Below are 19,836 nucleotides of genomic sequence, written 5' to 3' on the forward strand. Positions count from 1 at the left end.
ATCAGTGTGAGCTTTTGGCTGGCGGCGTCATGGTTCGCCGGAGTGAATGAGCCTTGGGACGCGCAATGTTATTGGGCTGTTCTATATCCTGCGTCCCTGGCGCTGACATTGACGCTTGGTCTGCTGTTTCAAAAACGCGGATGGCTGGCAGGCCCTATCGTAATGTTCGGGCAGATTCCGTGTGTGATGATGACATCTGGAGCGGGGCCGCTACTGGCAGTTGGCATTTTGTATTGCATTTTGCTTTCGATCCCAGCAGTGATGCTGTCTTGGGGCACGTGCGCGATCTATCGGCGGCTCGCCGCTAGCTGATGCAGATCGAACCGTGGTGAGCGCGCGGGGCGCAATTGTCCAGACGAACCAGCGCATCCCCTTGTCTCGATTCTGCTGGGGAACGACCCCCTGTGCTTGTAAGTCTACCTGTATCTACTCATTGGTAAGGTACAGCGCAATGGATAAGGCAATCACCGTGGATCAACTGGCTACCACTGACCTTGGATCATTCAATGAGATATGGCTCGGCGGGACTCATACCCAGCTATGCCTGTGGCGTGGCGCCCAAGTCTTCACTCACGAAATGCTCAGCGAAGGCACTCACGATCAGAATGTCCGACGCCTGTGCTTGCAGTTGGTCAACCCTGACGATCAGGCCGCAGTGGCCAGCGTTGAGCTGATTGCGCGCGAACGGCTGAAAAAGATGGGGAAGGAAGGCGAGTTTTATCCGGCTGAGGAGGCGGACACCCATCAATAGTCGCTCTGCAGTTCCGATAAAAAAAAGGAATACCGGCTAGTCATGAGGGTCTCAGTACGTCACATGATTTAGTGGCTACTGCCCCAGCGACCATCGCTTCTGGCCTAGAGTGTGGTCTCTCAATAACGATCCCTATCGTAGTCTCCCGATTGGTTGCCCCTTATTGTTCCACTGTTGGTCATAACCAACGAAATGTCGCAAACGCCTCATTAATTGAAAGTCATTATCATTTGAGATAATCTCGCGGTTCTTCCTCGCTTGAGTCGCTTGCGTGTCCTGGCCACCTGATCCTCATTCCGCTGACGGCGAGTTCGAGAGCCATTCGAGCGAGCTGCTGCGCTTCCTCACGCGGCAGGTGAAGTGCGCAGAACTGGCAGCCGACCTGCGCCAGGAGACTTGGTTGCGCTTTCGCCGGCGCGAGTCCGGGAAGGAGATCGGCAATCTTCGTGCTTTCCTCTATCGCATCGCGCGCAACCTGATCATTGACTACCGCCGTCAGCAAAAATCGCGCCCTGTCGAAGAGGAGATATCCGTCGAATTGGTCAGTGCCCAGCCTGGTCCGGAGCGAGCGGCAAGCGACGCCCAGCGCCTGGAGCTATTGCAGCGCGTAGTCCAGGATTTGCCACCGCATCTGCGTCAGGCGTTGTTGTGGAATCGCCTGGACGGGCTGACCCAGCGTGAGATCGGCGAGCGCCTGGGTGTCTCGGAAAGCATGGCCGGACGTTATATTTTGAAGGCCCTCGAACACTGCCAGCAGCAGATGGACCCGCAGCCGTGACTCATCCTTCGCTTCTCGATCAGGCCCGGCAATGGCAGGTGTTGCTGCATTCTGGTCGCGCCACCGCTGCCGATCGCGAGGCCGCGCAGGCCTGGCGCCAGGCGGCGCCCGAGCACGAGCAAGCATTTCGTGAGGTGGAAGGGCTGTGGTCTTTGCTCGGCCAGATAGAACGTCCGGCCGAGCAGCCTCAGGTGCGCGTGGTGCGTCGCCATCGACGTTGGGCAACTCCACTGGTCTGCGCCGCGATGCTGTTGCTCGCTCTGTGGCTACCGCGTGGCACCTGGATTGGCCTGTATGCCGATATCAGCACCCAGCCGGGCGAGGTGCGCGAGTTGCGTCTGGCAGATGGTTCGCTGTTGACCCTCAACGGTGATTCGGCGCTGGACTGGCAGTTTGTCGACGGTCGCCGCGAGGTCAGGCTGTACCGCGGCGAGGCGGATTTCCAGGTAGCCCATGACCCGGCTCGGCCGTTCACTGTCACTGCCGGCGAGGCGCGTATACGCGTCACCGGCACGCGCTTTGATGTGCGTCTGGAGGAGGGCGGTGTCGACCTCGCGGTCAGCGAGGGCCGAGTGTTGGCCTCCAGCGAGGGGCGCGACCCGCTGCCGGTGCTCGGCGGGCAACAGGTGCAGTGGCGCGGCGGCGAACTGCAGGTGCCGCAGGCATTGGATGCGCGCCAGCGCTTGGGCTGGCAGCGCGGCAAGCTGATATTCCGTGACAGGCCACTGGAGCAAGTGTTCGCCGAACTTGAGCGCAGCCAGTCTGCGCGCGTGCTGTTTGTTGACGAAGCCGCTCGCAGGGTACAGGTGACCGGTGTGTTCGCCCTCGACGATCCACAGGCGGTGTTAAGTGCTGTTGAAACCACCTTGCCTGTGCGTCTGGTGCGCTTGCCGGGGTTGATTCTGGTCACGTCACGCCGCTGAGACTCGCGCCGCGCCTGGGCCTTCAAGAAAACAGAAAATATTTAGGCGGCGATGGTTCAGAAATCATCGGCCCCTTCGTCTTCTGTTCCTGCAAATGCGACTTCTTCGCATTGATAGCCAAGGACATCAGCATGCGGTCGACCCCCTTCCTCGCGGCGCTAGCCGTACTCCCCCTGGCCATGGCTGCCGCACAGGCGCAAGCCGTACAGCTCGACGTGCCCGCCCAGCGACTCGACGCGGCGCTCATCGACTTCGCCGAGCAGGCCGACGTGCGTCTGCTCTATGAGGCCGGCCTGACCCGTGGCAGTGGTGTGGCGCAGGCGCTCAAGGGCGACTATTCGGTGGTCGACGGCCTGCAGCGGTTGTTGGAGGGCAGTGGCCTGAGCTTCCAGACTGGCGACGACGGCACCATCACTCTGGTGCCGCTGCCCGAGCAAGGTGTGTTGGAGCTGGGCTCCACCACCATCAGCGGGATCGCCGACGGCCGTGTCGATCTGCCGGCCGAGTACGCCGGTGGGCAGACGGCGCGGGGTGCCCGCATCGGCGTGCTGGGCAACCAGGACATGCAAGATGTGCCCTTCGCCTTCTCCAGTTACACCTCCGAGCTGATTGAGACGCGCCAGGCGCAGACTCTGGCCGAGGTGCTGGCCAGCGATCCGGGCGTGCGTCAGTCATTCGGCTTCGGCAACTTCTCCCAGGTGTTCGTTGTGCGCGGGTTCCAGCTGTTCAGCGACGATATTGCCTTCAACGGGCTGTACGGTGTTCTGCCGCGACAGATCATCTCCACCGAGTCGGTCGAGCGGGTTGAGGTGTTCAAGGGGGCTAACGCCTTTGTGAATGGCGTGTCGCCGTCGGGCAGCGGTGTCGGCGGGGCGATCAATGTGGTCTCCAAGCGTGCCGAGGACAGCCCCACGCGCCGCGCCACCTTGGACTATGCCAGCGACAGCCGAGTGGGTGGGCACCTCGATCTGGGCCAGCGCTTCGGCGAGGAAAACCGCTTCGGCGTGCGGGTGAACCTGGCCCAGCGCGAGGGCGAGACAGCGGTGGACGAGGAGCACTCGCGCTTCAGTCTCGCCACCCTCGGCCTGGACTACCGCGGCGACCGTCTGCGACTGTCTGCGGATCTCGGTTACCAGAAGCAACGGGTCAACGAAGGGCGCTCGGTGGTCTATCTGACCACGACGGGGCCTACCAGCACTCTCAACGGCAAGACGCCGTCGGCACCCGACTCCGACCACAACTACGCGCAACCCTGGAGCTGGTCGCAACTCGAAGACACCTATGGCATGTTCAGCGCCGAGTACGACCTGTCGCCCACTTGGACGGCATACCTAAGTGCAGGCGGCAAATACACGCGGGAGAACGGTATCTACGCCTCCAACTACGTCTACGGCGCGAACGGCGACGCACGTATCGGTCGCCTCTATTCGCCGCTGGACCAGGAGACCCTGAGTGCCGTTACGGGGCTGCGCGGCGAACACACCACCGGGCCGGTCAGCCACCGCATCAACCTGGCCGCCAACGGCATCTGGCAGGAGAAGCGCAACGCGTTCGAGTCCACCGCGGCGGGCAGTCGCGGCTTCGGCAATCTGTATGAGGGCCAGCCCATCGTCGAGCCGCCGGCCACCAGCATCTCCGGCGATATTCACGACCCGGACACCACCGCCAAGGTGCAGAACCGCAGCCTGGCGGTGTCCGACACCCTGGGCTTGCTCGACGACCGCGTGCTGCTGACCCTGGGCGTACGTCGCCAATCCATCAGCTCCGATGCCTGGAGCACGGCCAGCGGTGCCCGCACCTCAAACTATCAGGAAAGCATCACCACGCCGGCCTATGGCCTTGTGATCAAGCCCACCGAGTTCCTGTCGCTCTATGCCAACCGCGTCGAGTCCCTGCAGCAGGGGCCGACCGCGCCGGGCGCCGCGCTCAACAGCGGCGAGATGTTCGCGCCCTATCGCTCCAAGCAGATCGAGATGGGCGCCAAGCTCGACTGGGGCACCTTCGGCGGCAGTCTCAGCCTGTTCCGCATCGAACAGCCGCAGGGCGTGCTCGGCGGCGACGGCTATTACCGGGTGGATGCCGAGCAGCGTAATCGCGGCGTGGAGCTGAGTCTGTTCGGCGAGCCGCTGGACGGCCTGCGCCTGCTGAGCGGCGCCACCTGGACCAAAGCCGAGCTGCGCGGCACAGCTGGCGGCCGCGACGATAGCAACCAGGCGGTGGGTGTGCCGCAGTTCCAGTTCAATCTGGGCGCCGACTGGGATGTGCCCGGCTTGCCCGGGTTGAGCCTGAACGGCCTGCTGCTGCGCACCGGCGGTCAGTTCGTCGACAGCGCCAACGAATACAGCATCCCCGCCTGGACCCGTGTCGACCTGGGCGCGCGCTATCGGACGCAACTGGAGGGCCGCGCGCTGACCTTCAACGCGATGCTAGAGAACGTCGCCGACGAGAACTACTGGGCTTCTGCCAACGGAGGATATCTGACCCAAGGTGCGCCGCGCACGCTCAAAGTGTCGGCCACCGTTGATTTCTGAAGTTACCCTCGATAAGGAGGGCGCCGTTTGCAAGCTGTGTGAATACGCTAAAGGCGATTTCACCTGACGCTCCGAGAGGCTGCATTCGCGGCCTCTGTCGTCGTTGCTGCGATCGCACCAGAACCAGTCATGGGTAGCGTCAAAGAGGGCGGTGAATTCGCCCTTGACGCTTTTGACCTGCTTGGCCTGTTATCGTGGTTTTTTTTAAAAAAGCCTTCACTCATGGCCACAGGCTGCTTTCGGCTAGAAGCAGGCACTCGCTCCAGCCTGTGAAACCGCTGGCAATTCGAACTCCAAAATTATTCTAATCCCTCGTATTGACATATCGGTAAATCTCGATATCCTGAGCGCATGGAACTGATCGAAATATTCAAAGCCCTCTCGAACCCTACGCGTCTTCAAATCCTGAAAGGTTTGAAGGATCCCGTAAAGAACTTCCCTCCGCAGGATGAGGGTGACGTTCTCACGGTCGGCGTCTGCGTCAGTAGTATTCAAGAGGGTATCGGGCTGTCGCAGTCAACGGTGTCTGGCTATCTTGCCACGTTGCAACGAGTGGGCCTGGTCGAAGTCAGGCGTATCGGTCAGTGGACCTACTACAAGCGCAATGAAGCAACCATCAGCGCGCTTGCCGAGATCATAGGGAAAGATTTGTAATTTTTTTACCGCAACATATCGATATATCTCGATATGCCATTTTATAGATATGAGGATTTACCATGAAAGCGATGATACTGAAGTCATTTGGCGGTCCTGAGTCGTTCGAACTCCGCGACGTGCCCAAGCCCGTGCCGGGCGCGGGACAGGTCCTGGTCCGGGTACACGCAACCTCGATCAACCCGTTGGATTATCAGGTTCGACGTGGCGACTATGTCGACCTGGTGCCACTGCCGGCCATTACCGGACACGACGTATCGGGCGTTGTCGAAGAAGTCGGGCCGGGTGTAACGAGCTTCGCTCCGGGAGACGAAGTCTGGTACACCCCGCAAATTTTCGACGGCCCAGGCAGTTATGCCGAGTACCACGTTGCGGCCGAAGGCATCATCGGGCGTAAGCCGCAATCACTGAGCCACCTTGAGGCAGCAAGTCTGACCCTGGTTGGCGGGACGGTGTGGGAAGCACTGACCGTGCGAGCGGCGCTCAGAGTGGGGGAGAGCATTCTGATACACGGCGGCGCGGGAGGCGTAGGGCATGTCGCGATCCAGGTGGCAAAAGCCATTGGAGCGCGGGTCTTCACGACCGTGCGCGAAGCAAACTTTGAGTTCGCACGCAGCCTGGGTGCCGATGTGCTCATCGACTACGAAAAGGAGGATTACGTCGACGCCATCATGCGCGAAACCGGTGGTCACGGCGTGGATGTGGTGTTCGACACCATCGGCGGCAACACACTGACGCGTAGCCCCGACGTGCTCGCCCAACTCGGCCGCCTAGTCTCGATTGTGGATATTGCCCAGCCGCAAAACCTTGTTCAGGCGTGGGGTAAGAACGCGAGTTATCACTTCGTTTTTACCCGACAAAACCGCGGCAAACTTGATGAGCTGAGCGCATTGGTCGAGCGCGGCCAACTGCGCCCGCACGTTGGCGCGGTCTATTCGCTGGCCGACATTGGGCTTGCCCACGCTCGACTGGAGAGCCCCAACAACGGCCTTCAGGGAAAAATCGCGATTGCAGTCGAGCCATCGCTCATCTCGTGAGTGCGTACTTTTAGTCAACTGAGCTTGTTGGAGGAATGCCATGATTTATGAAATCGCTCTGCTCCCCGTTCACAAAGAACGCATTGAAGCGTTCAGACACGCATTTGCCGAGGTCGCCCCTTTGCTCACCCGCGCAAAGGGTTACGGCGGCCACTTGCTAGCGCAAGGGATTGAAACCCCCCAGCAATTCAACCTGATCGTGCGCTGGGATTCACTCGAAGACCACACGCCGGGCTTCGAAGCGAGTGAAGACCATCGGCTATTCATGATGGGATTGGAGGAATATTTTTCAGAAGAACCGAAGGTCTACCATATTGAGGGGGGGAGCTTTTAGGATTGACGAACATGATGCTTCCAACAATGCCGTCGGCATGGATGCTGCCGGCGCCTTGAGGGGCTTGAACTGGGACTAGGTGCCGGGTTTGAAGTCTTCTATGAAAGGCCCTAGATGTTTAGATTTAGACGTTTGAGCTGACCACCGTCCGCTTCTAGCCGAAAGCCGCCTCTCACCAATCGCCACCGGCCAATCTCGGCTATAGCTCCCGATTGTTCCAGTCAGGTAAAACTCCCACAGCATTACGAGCATCCGGAAGGGGCAGGTGACGTTACCCGTTTACATCCGGTGATGTTCCAGCAAGAAGTCCACGAATAACCGCACCCGCGCCGGCATTGCCGAACCACCTACGAACACCGCATGAATCGGCTCCCGGTCTCCGGGGTTCCAGGCTTCCAGCAGCGGTACCAGATCGCCGCGCCGCAGGTCCTCGGCTACGGTGAAATCGCCGATACGCGCGATGCCAGCGCCTACCCGTGCGAGTTGTGCCAGCGCTTCACCACTGCTGCATTCGATGTTGCCGCTGACCTTCAGGGAAAACTCATTTCCCTCGCGGATGAACGGCCAGTTGGGTTCGGCACGCCGGAAGTTGAAGCGCAGGCAGTTGTGCCGTAGCAGGTCTTCCGGTTCCCGGGGGATGCCGTGGCGCTGCAGATACTCGGGCGATGCCACCACGACCTGGCCGGTGTCGCCGATCCTTCGTGCTGTCAGCGGGCTGTCGGGCAGATGGCCAAAGCGTACCGCCACGTCGGCCTGACCGCCGAGAATGTCGACCACTTCGTCGCCGAGGGTGAGGTCGACGACGATGTTCGGGTAGCGGGCGCTGAATGCTGCCACCAAGGGAACGATGGTCTGGCGCCCATGGCCGAGGGCGGCACTGACCCGCAAACGGCCCCGGGGCACGCCCTGGTCGGCGATGGCTTCTTCGACCTCGGCCATGTCGGCCAGGATACGGCGGGCGCCGCGCAGGTAAGCCTCGCCCTCGGCGGTGAAGGTGATCGCTCGGGTGGTGCGCAACAACAGGCGAGTGCCAAGACGTTGTTCAGTACGCGCGATGATCCGACTGACCGCCGAGGGGGTCAGCCCCAATGCACGCGCGGCGGCTGACAGGCTGCCTTCCTGCGCCACGGTGGCGAACACGCTCATTTCACCTGATCTGCCGTTGAAGTCCATTTGTGCTCCGTACGCAAAGGTGATTGCCAGAAATGCTATCTACCGCCTGAAAAAGTTGGATCGTAGCATTGGCGGCATAGATAAGGAGCCTTCCATGCGTATCAATCCACCGCTTGTCGCACTCGCCATTGGTGCCTTTGGCATCGGCGTTACCGAGTTCGCCCCCATGGGCATGTTGCCGGGCATCGCTGCGGATCTCGGCGTATCCATTCCCGCCGCAGGTTTGTTGGTCAGTGCCTACGCCTTGGGTGTATTGCTCGGCGCGCCGCTGATGACCCTGACCACCGGCAGGATTCCCCGGCGCTATCTGCTGATCGGACTCATGGCGATTTTTACCCTGGGTAATCTGATGTCAGCCCTGGCTACCGATTACTACAGCCTCATGGTCGCCAGAGTGGTGACCTCACTGAACCACGGCGCGTTTTTTGGCGTCGGCTCCATCGTCGCCGCTAGCGTGGTCGCCCCGGAGAAACGCGCCGGGGCGGTTGCGGCCATGTTCTTGGGCCTGACCCTGGCCACCATCGGCGGTGTGCCGCTGGCCGCCTGGTTTGGCGAACTGTTCGGCTGGCGCACCGCATTCTGGGGTATTACCGGACTCGGCGTGGTAACCATGGCCGCGTTGTGGTTCGCGCTACCGAACCTGCAGGCGCCACAAAGCGTCGGTGTAATGGCCGAAATTCGGGTGCTGGGTCGTGGACCGGTGCTGGGTGCATTGGCCCTGACCGTAGTCGGCTCGGGTGCAATGTTTACCGTCTTCACCTACATCGCGCCGATCCTCAGCAGCGAAACCCATGCATCCACCGCGTACATCACCGCCATGCTGGTGCTGTTCGGTGTGGGGTTGACGCTGGGCAACATGTGGGGCGGCAAGGCCGCCGACCGTTCGATAGATCGCACCCTGATCGTTTCGCTGAGCGCGCTGATTCTCGTCTTGTTGGCATTCACCGTATTGATGCGTTGGCCGCTGCCGGCCGCCGTTGCCATCCTGATATGGGGTGTCGCCAGCTTCGCCCTGGTGCCGCCGCTACAGATGCGCGTCATGGAAGCCGCCAAGGACGCACCCAATCTGGCCTCGGCGGTGAACATCGGCGCCTTCAACTTGGGTAACGCGATGGGTGCGGCGCTGGGCGGAGCGGTGATCAATACCGGGCTGGGTTATCCGGCGATTTCCCTGGCTGGAGCGGCAATGGCGGGTCTGGGGCTGTTGATGGTGTTGGCTTTTGCCTGGCGTTCCAGAACGGTTGCAACTGCGGTGGTGTGACGATGATGTGAGGGGGGCTCCCTTTAGCTGCGGGCCCTTTTAGCTGAAAGCAACTGGCGCTTGACTTAGAGCGCGCTCTAACCAATAGCCTCCTTGTTGCACCGCCAAAACGGCCAGGTCCGTTGCGCGGCTTAAACAAGGAGACAGGTCATGACATTAAAAAAACTGAGCGCTGTAACCGGGCTCGTGCTTTCAGCAATCGCAATTCCGGCGTCGGCAACTGAACCGGATAGTCGACGAGTGAAAGGGGTCGAGACCCTGGAAAGAATCACCGGGACCACCGGCAACAACGTGGTCAAGTCGCTTAGCGATATCTCGCCCGAGCTGGGTGAATGGATAGTCGATTTCGCCTATGGTGATGTGTTTTCCAGGCCTGGTGTTGCTCTGTGCACACGCGAGTTGGCAACCATCGCGGCCCTCACCGCATTGGGGAACGCGCAACCTCAACTCAAGGTGCATATAGAGGGGGCGCTGAATGTGGGTTGCAAACCTGAGGAGATCGTTGAAATCATCATCCAGATGGCGGTGTATGCTGGTTTTCCAAGCGCGTTGAATGGCATCAGCGCAGCGCGGGAAGTGTTTGCCAAACGAGGCATCAAAATTGTTGCCGCACCTCCCGAGTGAGCGGGACGGGTGCATTACCGAACACCGATGGCCAAGGATTGTGCTTATGAACGCCTACCAGACGATTGACCAGGTCGCCAAGCGCACTGGCCTTACGGCCTATACCCTGCGCTACTACGAACGCATCGGCCTGTTGGCGCCGGTCGCCCGTGCGGCCGGCGGGCAACGGCTTTATGCGCCGACTGATATGGCGTGGCTGGAGTTTTTGCTGCGTTTACGCACCACTCACATGACCATCGGCAAAATGCAAACATTCGCCAAGCTGCGCAGCGCTGGGAACTCAACGATTGCCGAACGCCGCCAGATGCTGGAGAGCCATTTACAGGATGTACAGGCCGAAGTTGCTGCCATGCAAAAGGCCGTTGCTGCACTGCAAGTCAAGATTGACCACTACCGTGCGCTTGAGTCCAAGGAGGAAGGTTAGGATCTGCTCTGTTGGTCGACTCCCGCCCATCACGACAAGCAGAGTCTCGCTGAAATCCTTCATGGCCGCGAGCGAAGTGGGCACCTTGAGACTATGCTCAGTGTCACTGCAGGCAATGTACTGATTTCGGTTTTCAGCCGCCAAGGAAAGGAGTCTGTATGTCTCTGGTTCTTCGTGCCCGGTTCTATGATTGGAATGACCGAATGAGCAATCCGGTAACCGGTGCCCAGGGGCGCAGCTTGATCAATGGGCAATATCTCCTCAGTTCGTGAGCGTTTGGGCGCTTCATTCACAGGGTCGACGATCTCCAATCTGAAGGCCGACTTCTCCAACCAGGTCGAGCAGTCGATCCAGACTGTCGGCAAATGCAGGTGGATTACTTTTGGTAAATCCCAAGGACATGGAGAGCCGCATGAACACTAAACCACTCCACAAAATCTTATGGCGCCTCGCCGGCTGCGTGACCGGGCTGGCGATGGTTGTCGCCAATCCAGCCCAAGCTGCCGATGGCGGCATCGCCGGCGGCCCTACCTCAAGCTATAGCATTGCCTTCAGCAACTCCTACGCGGGCAGTGATTTCCGCAAAGTGATGGTGCGCAACTGGCAGGAGGTGGCGGCCCAAGCACAAAAGGATGGCTTGGTCCGCGAGGCTCCGGTGGTCAGCGCCAATAACTCCGCAGCGGAACAGGCGGCCCATATCCAGGACATGATCGTCAAAGGCGTGAACGCCATCGTCATCCTGGCCGCGTCCGACACGGCCCTCAACGGGGTGATTCGCGATGCATGCAACGCTGGCATCGTGGTGGTCGTCATGGCCAGTCTGGTCACCGAAAGCTGCGTCTATACCGTGGACTACAACTGGTCCGCCATGGGCCGCGTGGAAATGGATTATATCGCCGAGCGTCTCAAGGGGAACGGAACACTGCTGGAGATCCGCGGCATTGCCGGCGATGCCACCGATAAAAACATCAGCGACGGCATTCGCAAGGCCGCCAGCGACTACCCGGGCCTGAAGTTCGCCAAGACCGTGTACGGGAACTGGACGGCGTCCGTCGCACGCAAGGAGGTGGCGCTGGCACTGCCGTCGCTTCCCAGCATTGATGCCGTCGCGACTCAGGGGGGCGACGGTTATGGCGCGGCCATGGCGTTCAAGGCGGCGGGGCGCCCTTTGCCGATTATTGTGATGGGGAACCGTCAGGACGAACTTGCCCTGTGGAAGCAGGAGCGCGATGCCAATGGCTACGAGACCGTCTCGGTCTCCGCCTCCCCAAGCGTTTCCCAGGTGGGGTTCTGGGTGGCCCAGCAGATTCTGGCGGGCAAGCAAGTGCCGAAGTTCGTCGAGGTGCCGCTGGTACGCATCGATGCGAAGGACCTGGACGCGTGGCTCGCCACTATGCCGGTGGGCGGCGCCGCCAATCCTTTCTACAGCCAGGCTTCCGTTGCGGCGATGATCGACGCGGCCGTCAACCATACGGCGCCGCCGACGCCTTTGCCGGAGGTGACGAAGCAGTAGTGGTGGGCGGGGAGCGAGGAGGCGAGGCGCGGTGCTGACATTCAGGCCCACCACAGACAGGCCCATTGCCGTCAGGATCGGGCTGGCAGTCGCCGCACTGGTGTTTCTGATGCTGGCGGTATCGCTAGTGAACCTCTATGGCCTGCGAGGCATGGTTCGTTCGGTGGATTCGGCCAGCCATTCCGCAGAAATTCTGGCCTCGGTCAACGGGGCCACCGAGCGGGTGGAAAACTTCATCGCCACCCGCGACCAGGAAAGCCTCTCCCAAGCCGAGGGCATGGTGGCGACCGCTATTGCCGGCCTTACCGCCATTGCGGTGGCAGAGGCGCAATCGCTCAAGGGCGGTCTGGACAGGCTCGCCGCGGCGATCGCCGCTTTGCGGGCGGCGACCCTGACCATGGATGGCGAAACGGAGAACATGACAGCCCACTACGGTCGGATGCGAGAGGCGACGATCCTGGTCGAACAGGGCATCGCCGATGGGCTGAAGGGGCTTGACGCCCGCACCGCTGAGCACCAGGCACAGGTGAGCAACATTGAAGGCGCCCATCGCATCCTGGATATCCTGCGCAACGGCGAACGGATCATCATCGCCAATGTGGCCAAGATGCTGGTGACCGGTGATGGGGCGGCCGCAGCGCGCAACGCCTGCGCGGCACTCCCGCCGGTGGTCGAGCAATTGCGCGAGGTGATGGGGGAGCCGCAGGAGAGAGAGCCCCTCGACCAGTTGGCAACAGCGGTCGTTGCTACCTGCGTGACGGTAGAGCACCTTGGCGAGGCGCCCAAGTTGCGGGGAGGCGAGGCGTTGCGGCAGCTCGCCGTCGTCGGGGATGTGGTCGAGCACCTCGAGGCAATGTTGAGTGAGGTGGATGGGCGCGTTGCTCATGATGCAAGCGACATTCAGGCAGCCACCGGCTTGCTGCACAATGCCGCCGCGTTGTCCAAGCGTTTCGCCGAGCGTGTTGCCACCCTGGAGGCGCAGACCCTGTCGTTTCGCCTGTCACCGTCAGCGGAGGTCGCCAGCTCTGTCGGCCACATCCTTGATGAACTTTCCCGTCTCGCGCGCGTTCTGCCTTCGTCCGTGGGGCCGCAAGCCAAGGCTACGCCTCTGACGGTCAGCGATCAGATTGCCGGCTACCGGGCGGCATTCGCCAGGTTCCATCAGGCAAGCAACGCTTTGAGCGATGCACGCGATCAGGTTCGCGACGAGGCTCGCAGCGCCGGCCAGTTGGTTGCGCGCTTCGCTGGAGAGGCGCGCTCCGACGCCTTGGTCCACAATGATCGCGGCATGCTTGCGACGATAATTGCAGGTACCGTCGCCATCCTGCTAGCCGGCGCCATCGCCTGGAGCACGTCGCGATTTATCGCACAGCCCATCGTGGCCCTGGCCTCGGTCATGCGCAGGCTTGCGGCCGGCGACCTGAACGCCGAGATCGCCAGCGCCGGACGCGGCGACGAGATTGGAATCATGACCCGCGCCGTACGGGTGTTCCAGGAGAATGCCCTGCGCATCCGGGTGCTGGAGGCTGAGGCTGAAGCCGAACGACAGCAAGTGCAGGCCTCCTTGGAGAGAATGGTCGCCGAACGGACCGACACGCTGCATCAACAGACCGAGGTGCTGGAGGCGCAGGCCGTCGAGCTCATTCAGGCGCGCAACCAGGCCGAGACGGCCAACCAGGCAAAGAGCGATTTCGTCGCCACGGTCAGCCACGAACTGCGCACCCCCCTGACCCTCATTCTCGCCCCCCTGGAGCAGCTCTCGGCGGCGACCATCCCGCCGGCGGACTGGCATGTGCAAATCGACCGCGCCCAACGCAACGCACTGCGCTTGATGAACCGGGTGAATGACATTCTCGATTTCTCCAAAGCCGAAGCGGGCAAGTTTGAGGTGTGTCCGGCGCCAATTGACTTGAACAAGATGGTGGGTGTGCTGGCCGAGGATGCCGCCATGGTGGCCGAGGGCAAAGGCTGCACTCTGACCAGCAGCATCGATCCTGCGCTCGGCACGGTGTTCCTGGACCCCCGACACTTCGAGAAGATTCTTCTCAACCTGGTGAGCAATGCTATCAAGTTCACGTCCGCTGGCGGCACCGTGCACCTGGCAGTGACGCTGATTGATGGCGAGCGTTTTGAACTCGCGGTGCAAGACTCGGGGATCGGCATTGCGCCTGACAAACTGCCGTTGCTGTTCCAGCGTTTTTCCCAGATCGACAACTCCGCCACGCGCCACTACAGCGGCACAGGCATCGGTCTGGCCCTGGTCAAGGATCTGGCCGAACTGATGGGGGGCGAAGTGGGCGTGAACAGCGAGCCTGGACGGGGTTCGTGCTTCTTTGTTCGACTTCCGCTGGGGGCCGAGCAAAACACCGTGCCGAGCGAAGCCAGCAATATGCAGGAGCGATCGTCATCGAGCACAACAAGCACTATTGAGCAGCGCCACTTGCGTTTCGACGACGGCCACCAAGGCAGTCGCAACGACCAAGTCGTGACGCAAGGCGCAGGTGACGAGCAGCACCCGGAACACGCCTTGCGATCCAGAGTGCTGGTGGTCGACGACAGCCCGGAAATGCTCAGCTATCTCAGAGAACTTTTGCAAAACGATTACATCGTCGCCACCGCAGTTGATGGCGAGCAGGCCTGGGCACTCCTGCAGCGTCGACCCATCGATGTGGTCGTTTCGGATGTGATGATGCCGAAACTCGATGGCTTTGGCCTGACAGCCAGAATCAAAGCCAGCGCCGGTTTTGCCCATTTACCGGTGATCCTGGTGACCGCCCGTGGCGGTAGCGAGGCCTGCGTCTCCGGGCTGGAGAGTGGCGCCGATGACTATATCGCCAAACCCTTCTCGCCGCTGGAGCTCATGGCTCGCGTGCGCGCGGCGCTCCGCATGAGTCACGTGCAAACCGAACTGCATGCAAAATCCCGTCAGGCGGGCATGGCCGAAATCGCTACGACTGTGCTGCACAACGTCGGCAACGTCCTTAACAGTGTGAACGTATCGGCAGAACTGGTCAGCAGCCTGATGCGCACCTCCAAAGCCCAGGGGCTGGGCAAGGTGGCTCAGATGATGAACGAACACGTCCATGACTTGAGCGATTTTCTCACCACAGACCACAAAGGAAAGATGCTGCCCGGCTACCTGCTCAAGCTGGCGGAGGTGGTGGCGATAGAGCAACAGGGCATTATCGAAGAGCTCGGGCAACTCACCAAGGGCATTGACCACATCAAAACCATTGTCGCTGCCCAGCAGTCCTATGCCGTTGCTGTCAGTATCGTCGAGACAGTACCGGTCCCGGAGTTGATCGATGATGCCTTGCGCATGAGTGCTGGATCACTGGCGCGCCAGGAGGTGACGGTGGTCAAGGACATTGCCGACTTGCCCTTGCTGCCGCTGGACCGGCACCGGATGCTGCTGATTCTGGTGAACCTGATCCGCAATGCCAAACAAGCAATGAACGGCGTGATCGATCGCAGCCCGTGCATCACGTTCAGCGCCTTGCTGGCTGACGGGCCAGCATTGCGTATCACGGTGACCGACAACGGCAATGGGATTGCACCAGAGCATCTGGCGCGGCTCTTTTCCCATGGCTTCACTACTCGCAAAGACGGTCACGGTTTCGGCCTGCACAGCTGCGCGCTGGCCGCACAGGAAATGGGGGGCAGCTTGACCGTGCACAGCGACGGGGCTGGACAGGGTGCAACCTTCATCCTTGATGTTCCGCTCGATGGTCCGCAGACGCAGTGATGAGCACCAGATGTCAGGAAATCATTTGGAAGCGAGTCCCAGATAGACCCAGTACAGCAGGGCAGTTGCGCCGATGGCAGCTCCTGACATGCAAACGGCTATCCAGCCAAATCGCCAGATATGTGACTTAATTACAATGTGGTCACAAGTTGTCAACCGCCTTTGAGGTGAGTAAGCTGACCGCATGAACCAGCCAATATCCCCCAGCGTCCGTGGCCCAGTCGACCATGACATCCGAGACCAGATTGTCGCGGCGGCCAATGAGCATTTCAGTCAATACGGTTACGGCAAGACCACGGTGTCCGACCTGGCCAAGGCCATCGGGTTTTCCAAGGCTTACATCTACAAGTTCTTTGATTCCAAGCAGGCAATCGGCGAAGCCATTTGCAAAAATTGTCTGGCGCAAATCGTTGCCGCCGTGGAGCAGGCCATCAACGTGGAAGGCCTCTCACCTACGGAGCGCTTTAGACGCATGGTCAAAACACTGATGGTCACGGGCGCGGACCTGTTCTTCAACGACCGCAAGCTTTATGACATCGCCGCGTTCTCGGCCTCGGAGCGTTGGCCAAGCTCGCAGGTTTATAATGCCCGGATCAAAGACTTTGTTCTGCAGATCGTACGAGAGGGGCGAGAACTCGGTGAGTTCGAGCGCAGGACGCCACTGGACGAGACGGTAGACGCGATACATCTGGCGCTCCAGCCTTTCGTCAATCCTTTGCTGTTGCAGTACAACCTCGATCGCATCGAGGATGCCCCAACGCTCACCTCCAATCTCATCCTGCGTAGCCTCATGCCCTGAGTTTCGGCTGAGGGCTGCATTGCCATTGCAACCTATTCCCGCGTGGTCCCTGCGATTTTACCTTCTGAATGAAGGTATCTATTTGTCTGGATTGTGACTGTTGACACAAATGGTCACATGAATAAGTATGGCGCATCTGTTCTCAAGAGATCGCCATGATCCAGCGCCGCCTTCAGCTTAGGTCTTCACCGATTCCATCCACCCGTTTCGATTGGGAGAGGGCGACGCCTGCGTGCTGCTTGGTGGGGATCACGACGGGTCAGTTCAGGGGAGCGTTGATATGACCAGCTTTGCCCAGATGCTGCAGCAATTCGATCCAGACTCACCTTTTATTGCACCACCCAACTGGCTACAGGGGCGCACTGTCTTTGGGGGCCTGTCTGCGGCGCTGTCGCTGCAAGCGGTTTTGCGTGAGTGTCCGACAGATTTCCCGCCGTTCAGGTCAGCCCAGGTGTCGTTCATTGGCCCTGTCACACAGGCCCAGACATTCGAAACCAGCGTGTTGCGTCAAGGGCGGTCAGTCACCTCGGTAGCGGTCGACTGTATGTCGGGCGATGACCTGGCGCTGCGCACCACGCTGTTATTCGCTCAGCCGCGCGAAAGCAAAATCAGCCACAACTCCTGGGGAAGACCGCTTGTAGAGGGGCCATCCAAATACTCCACGCTGGTTCTGGATAGCAACGTCGCACCGGCTTGCGCCCATAACTTCGAGATGCGCGCGGCGGGCGGTTCATTGCCAGTATCTGGCGCAGAAAATCCCGAACTGTTGATGTGGGTGCGCCACCTGGATGCACAGGGCGTGGACCCGGCCGTCGCCTTGGTTGCGCTCGCTGACAGTTTGCCGCCGGCCGCCATGACCTGCTTCACCGAGCCCGCCGCCATCAGCTCTGCGTCCTGGATGATTGATTTACCGCAGCCGGCCGTTGCTGGTGAATGGTTTCTCATCAGTTCTTTCAGCCAGCAGGCTCTGGAAGGTTACTCATTGCAAGATATGGAAATCTGGGACGAAAGCGGTCGACGAGTGCTTTGGGCGCGTCAGACCGTGGCAATTTTCACATAACACAACCACCCGCTTCATTCACCTCAGCTACTGCTGTAAGAGTTCTAATAATGAAAAAAATATGGCTCAAGACCCCGCTAGGTCTCGCTGTTGCGCTCGCCACTTCTCATGTGCTGGCGAGCGGTTTCGCGCTCAATGAGCAAAGCATCAGTGGGATGGGATCCGGGTTTGCCGGTCGCTCGTCTTCTGCTGAAGATGCGAGCACCGTTTTTGGCAATCCGGCGGGCATGTCTCGCTTGAAGAGGGAGCAGGTCAGTCTGGGGGCGGCGACGCTTTTCGCCAAGTCCGACATCAGCCAGACTCGCAGCACCTTCGGTGGCCAGCAGGACGGCGATATGGTGCCAGCGACCACGGTGCCGATGGGTTACTACGTCAAACCCATTGATGAGCACTGGGCGTTCGGTGTTGGTTTTTATGTTCCTTTCGGCCTGATTACCGACTATGGCAGCGGTTTCGCCGGGCGTTATTACGCCAACAAAAGCGAGGTCACGACCCTTACGTTCCAGCCCACTGTAAGCTATGCCTTTAACGACAAAGTGTCGATCGGGTTCGGTCCTACCATCAACCGTATCAGCGGTGAGTTGTCCGGGATGGTGCCCAACCCTCTCAGCCCTGGGCGCAATGATGGAAAACTCAAAAGCACCGGCGACGACACGGCCCTGGGTTTCAACGCGGGGATCCTGGTGCAGGCTACTGACCGAACCCGCTTAGGTCTGACGTACCACTCCAAAGTCAGTTACCACTTGGACGCCAAGACTAAGGTTACTGGTGGAGTCTTCAGCTTGCTGGGCGTCAGCGGCCAGAGCTATGACGCTTCGCTGGATGTGGATACACCGGAGTCGGTGGACTTCTCGGTGACTCATCAGCTCAACGATGACTGGACGCTTTATGCAGGGACCACCTGGACACGCTGGAGTCGCTTCAAGGAACTGGTCATCCAGAACTCGGGTTTGCCTCCTTTGCTCAGTGGCTCGCTGGGCACCGTTGCCGAAGAGCAGAACTGGCATGACACGTGGGCCCACGCCATCGGTACGGCGTACCGGTTGAACAACCAGTGGGTGCTTCGCGCAGGCTTGTCGGTCGACCAGTCGCCCGCCAACAACACCGACCGCGGGCCACGTATTCCTACGGGCGACCGGACGGTGATCAGCTTCGGTGCAGGCTGGACGCCGGTGGACGATGTCACGATCGACGTTGCCTATTCTTATCTGTGGGAAGAGAGCGTGCAGGTCAATCACACCTCAGCGACCCGGGGCGCCTACAGCTCCACGTATAAGAACAGTGCCAGCGGCCTCGGTGCTTCTGTCAGCTATCGCTTCTGATTGATTGCCGCTTTACGATAACGAAAAGGCCGGGGCACAGGTTGCCTCCGGCCTTTTTGTAGGCATTCCTTTCCCTTCGGGAAGGCCTTCACATCGCCCACTCAGACGCCCATGACGTGCGCCATGATGCCTTGGTGAAACCGGCGAGGCGTGGCCCAGGTCAAGACCGTAATCGCTTTGTTGCCAAAGCCTGGCACGACACTCATGCGTCCGGCTTGCAGCGCACGGATTCCCGCAGCGACAACGGGCTGGGGCTGCATCATCACCATTTTCAGGGCCGGTGTGAGCTTTTGCCTGGCGCTTTGTGCAAATCCGGTGTCCGACATCCCGGGGCAAAGTGCGGTCACGACGACGCCGTCGGTTTTGAGTTCACGATGAAGCGCGTCAGAGAAGCGAAGCACATAGGCCTTCGCGGCAGAGTAAACGGCGAAATTCTTCACGCCCTGGAAGGCCAGCAGGCTGGCAACCATCAGGATATGTCCGCGTTTTCGGGCCCGCATGTCAGTCGCGAAGAGGCGCGTCAGGGCTGTCAGGCTGGCGATGTCCAAATCGATCATGGCCAGGGATTGTTCTACGGATTGATCCAGAAAGGGCCCTTGCAAGCCATGACCGGCATTGTTGATGAGCACATCGATCACGACACCGCGCTCGCTCAGTCGCTGATACAGTTCGATGATCGCCGGAATCGAGGACAGGTCGACTTGCTCGACGAGCACCTCAACGCCGAAGCGTTCGCGCAACTGCGCCGACAGCGCCTGAAGTTTATCCAATCGGCGTGCTACCAGGACCAGCGATTTCCCTTGTGCTGCGTACTGCCGGGCAAACTCCTCGCCAAATCCGCTCGACGCGCCCGTGATGAGCACCCAAGAGTTATCGTTCGTTTTCATATTGCTGTTCTCTGCTGGTT

At 60.3% G+C, this 19,836-nt stretch carries 16 protein-coding genes and 3 pseudogenes; 17 read left to right on the forward strand and 2 right to left on the reverse strand.

Going from position 1 to position 19,836, the window contains the following annotated elements; all coding sequences use genetic code 11:
- The first annotated feature begins 451 nt into the window (after window positions 1-451).
- From BW979_RS14625 to BW979_RS14655, 7 genes are all read left to right on the forward strand, one after another.
- Window positions 452-751, forward strand: a complete 300-nt coding sequence (locus tag BW979_RS14625) for a hypothetical protein (protein WP_076384099.1) — start codon at window positions 452-454, stop codon at window positions 749-751.
- A gap of 271 nt (window positions 752-1,022) precedes the next feature.
- The gene (locus tag BW979_RS14630) at window positions 1,023-1,529 is read left to right on the forward strand and encodes an RNA polymerase sigma factor (RefSeq protein WP_076384100.1); all 507 of its coding nucleotides are present in this window, start codon (window positions 1,023-1,025) and stop codon (window positions 1,527-1,529) included.
- Window positions 1,526-2,452 (forward strand): FecR family protein, encoded by a 927-nt coding sequence (locus BW979_RS14635; RefSeq protein WP_076384101.1) that lies wholly within the window; start codon window positions 1,526-1,528, stop codon window positions 2,450-2,452. Before BW979_RS14630 ends, BW979_RS14635 begins: the two co-directional genes overlap by 4 nt.
- A gap of 131 nt (window positions 2,453-2,583) precedes the next feature.
- Window positions 2,584-4,983 carry a TonB-dependent receptor gene (locus tag BW979_RS14640; RefSeq protein ID WP_076384102.1) on the forward strand — a complete coding sequence of 800 codons (2,400 nt, stop codon included), beginning with the start codon at window positions 2,584-2,586 and terminating at the stop codon, window positions 4,981-4,983.
- A gap of 351 nt (window positions 4,984-5,334) precedes the next feature.
- Window positions 5,335-5,637, forward strand: coding sequence for an ArsR/SmtB family transcription factor (locus tag BW979_RS14645; RefSeq protein WP_076384103.1), 303 nt, complete (start codon window positions 5,335-5,337; stop codon window positions 5,635-5,637).
- A gap of 62 nt (window positions 5,638-5,699) precedes the next feature.
- The gene (locus BW979_RS14650) at window positions 5,700-6,674 is read left to right on the forward strand and encodes a zinc-dependent alcohol dehydrogenase family protein (RefSeq protein ID WP_076384104.1); all 975 of its coding nucleotides are present in this window, start codon (window positions 5,700-5,702) and stop codon (window positions 6,672-6,674) included.
- Between the two features lie 40 nt (window positions 6,675-6,714).
- Window positions 6,715-7,008: an antibiotic biosynthesis monooxygenase family protein gene (locus BW979_RS14655; RefSeq protein ID WP_076384105.1), complete on the forward strand. Its 294-nt coding sequence runs from the start codon at window positions 6,715-6,717 to the stop codon at window positions 7,006-7,008.
- Between the two features lie 279 nt (window positions 7,009-7,287).
- Here the strand turns inward: BW979_RS14655 and BW979_RS14660 are convergent, their stop codons facing one another.
- Window positions 7,288-8,181 (reverse strand): LysR family transcriptional regulator, encoded by an 894-nt coding sequence (locus BW979_RS14660; protein WP_076384106.1) that lies wholly within the window; start codon window positions 8,179-8,181, stop codon window positions 7,288-7,290.
- A 94-nt stretch (window positions 8,182-8,275) separates the two neighbouring features.
- Here BW979_RS14660 and BW979_RS14665 point away from each other — a divergent pair, with 94 nt between their 5' ends.
- From BW979_RS14665 to BW979_RS14700, 10 genes and pseudogenes are all read left to right on the forward strand, one after another.
- The gene (locus tag BW979_RS14665) at window positions 8,276-9,442 is read left to right on the forward strand and encodes an MFS transporter (RefSeq protein WP_076384107.1); all 1,167 of its coding nucleotides are present in this window, start codon (window positions 8,276-8,278) and stop codon (window positions 9,440-9,442) included.
- Window positions 9,443-9,592: 150 nt separating this feature from the next.
- Window positions 9,593-10,066: a carboxymuconolactone decarboxylase family protein gene (locus tag BW979_RS14670; RefSeq protein ID WP_076384108.1), complete on the forward strand. Its 474-nt coding sequence runs from the start codon at window positions 9,593-9,595 to the stop codon at window positions 10,064-10,066.
- 46 nt (window positions 10,067-10,112) lie between these two features.
- Window positions 10,113-10,490 carry a MerR family transcriptional regulator gene (locus BW979_RS14675; protein ID WP_076384109.1) on the forward strand — a complete coding sequence of 126 codons (378 nt, stop codon included), beginning with the start codon at window positions 10,113-10,115 and terminating at the stop codon, window positions 10,488-10,490.
- 412 nt (window positions 10,491-10,902) lie between these two features.
- Entirely contained in the window at window positions 10,903-12,003 is a 1,101-nt protein-coding gene (locus tag BW979_RS14680; RefSeq protein WP_231990572.1) for an ABC transporter substrate-binding protein, read from the forward strand.
- 1,288 nt (window positions 12,004-13,291) lie between these two features.
- Window positions 13,292-14,341: pseudogene (locus BW979_RS28150) on the forward strand (sensor histidine kinase); the annotation flags it as partial.
- Between the two features lie 213 nt (window positions 14,342-14,554).
- Window positions 14,555-14,890: pseudogene (locus tag BW979_RS28155) on the forward strand (response regulator transcription factor); the annotation flags it as partial.
- A 519-nt stretch (window positions 14,891-15,409) separates the two neighbouring features.
- Window positions 15,410-15,748 (forward strand): annotated as a pseudogene (locus BW979_RS28160) (ATP-binding protein); the annotation flags it as partial.
- A 184-nt stretch (window positions 15,749-15,932) separates the two neighbouring features.
- Complete coding sequence (locus tag BW979_RS14690; RefSeq protein WP_047230136.1) at window positions 15,933-16,547, forward strand: TetR/AcrR family transcriptional regulator; 615 nt, start codon at window positions 15,933-15,935, stop codon at window positions 16,545-16,547.
- Between the two features lie 280 nt (window positions 16,548-16,827).
- Window positions 16,828-17,607, forward strand: a complete 780-nt coding sequence (locus BW979_RS14695; RefSeq protein WP_076384112.1) for a thioesterase family protein — start codon at window positions 16,828-16,830, stop codon at window positions 17,605-17,607.
- A gap of 50 nt (window positions 17,608-17,657) precedes the next feature.
- On the forward strand, window positions 17,658-18,929 hold the full coding sequence (locus tag BW979_RS14700; protein WP_076384114.1) for an OmpP1/FadL family transporter: 1,272 nt from the start codon (window positions 17,658-17,660) through the stop codon (window positions 18,927-18,929).
- A gap of 101 nt (window positions 18,930-19,030) precedes the next feature.
- Here the strand turns inward: BW979_RS14700 and BW979_RS14705 are convergent, their stop codons facing one another.
- Entirely contained in the window at window positions 19,031-19,816 is a 786-nt protein-coding gene (locus BW979_RS14705) for an SDR family NAD(P)-dependent oxidoreductase (protein ID WP_047230133.1), read from the reverse strand.
- Between the last annotated feature and the right edge of the window lie 20 nt (window positions 19,817-19,836).

This window comes from Pseudomonas sp. A214, from assembly GCF_900156295.1.
Taxonomy (GTDB): domain Bacteria; phylum Pseudomonadota; class Gammaproteobacteria; order Pseudomonadales; family Pseudomonadaceae; genus Aquipseudomonas; species Aquipseudomonas rhizophila.

What these genes read in the sequence shown, in the direction of transcription:
- BW979_RS14625 (WP_076384099.1), top strand. Translation starts at nt 452, where the DNA reads ATGGATAAGGCAATCACCGTGGATCAACTGGCTACCACTGACCTTGGA.
- BW979_RS14640 (WP_076384102.1), top strand. Translation starts at nt 2,584, where the DNA reads ATGCGGTCGACCCCCTTCCTCGCGGCGCTAGCCGTACTCCCCCTGGCC.
- BW979_RS14645 (WP_076384103.1), top strand. Translation starts at nt 5,335, where the DNA reads ATGGAACTGATCGAAATATTCAAAGCCCTCTCGAACCCTACGCGTCTT.
- BW979_RS14650 (WP_076384104.1), top strand. Translation starts at nt 5,700, where the DNA reads ATGAAAGCGATGATACTGAAGTCATTTGGCGGTCCTGAGTCGTTCGAA.
- BW979_RS14655 (WP_076384105.1), top strand. Translation starts at nt 6,715, where the DNA reads ATGATTTATGAAATCGCTCTGCTCCCCGTTCACAAAGAACGCATTGAA.
- BW979_RS14660 (WP_076384106.1), bottom strand. Translation starts at nt 8,181, where the DNA reads ATGGACTTCAACGGCAGATCAGGTGAAATGAGCGTGTTCGCCACCGTG.
- BW979_RS14665 (WP_076384107.1), top strand. Translation starts at nt 8,276, where the DNA reads ATGCGTATCAATCCACCGCTTGTCGCACTCGCCATTGGTGCCTTTGGC.
- BW979_RS14670 (WP_076384108.1), top strand. Translation starts at nt 9,593, where the DNA reads ATGACATTAAAAAAACTGAGCGCTGTAACCGGGCTCGTGCTTTCAGCA.
- BW979_RS14675 (WP_076384109.1), top strand. Translation starts at nt 10,113, where the DNA reads ATGAACGCCTACCAGACGATTGACCAGGTCGCCAAGCGCACTGGCCTT.
- BW979_RS14680 (WP_231990572.1), top strand. Translation starts at nt 10,903, where the DNA reads ATGAACACTAAACCACTCCACAAAATCTTATGGCGCCTCGCCGGCTGC.
- BW979_RS14690 (WP_047230136.1), top strand. Translation starts at nt 15,933, where the DNA reads ATGAACCAGCCAATATCCCCCAGCGTCCGTGGCCCAGTCGACCATGAC.
- BW979_RS14695 (WP_076384112.1), top strand. Translation starts at nt 16,828, where the DNA reads ATGACCAGCTTTGCCCAGATGCTGCAGCAATTCGATCCAGACTCACCT.
- BW979_RS14700 (WP_076384114.1), top strand. Translation starts at nt 17,658, where the DNA reads ATGAAAAAAATATGGCTCAAGACCCCGCTAGGTCTCGCTGTTGCGCTC.
- BW979_RS14705 (WP_047230133.1), bottom strand. Translation starts at nt 19,816, where the DNA reads ATGAAAACGAACGATAACTCTTGGGTGCTCATCACGGGCGCGTCGAGC.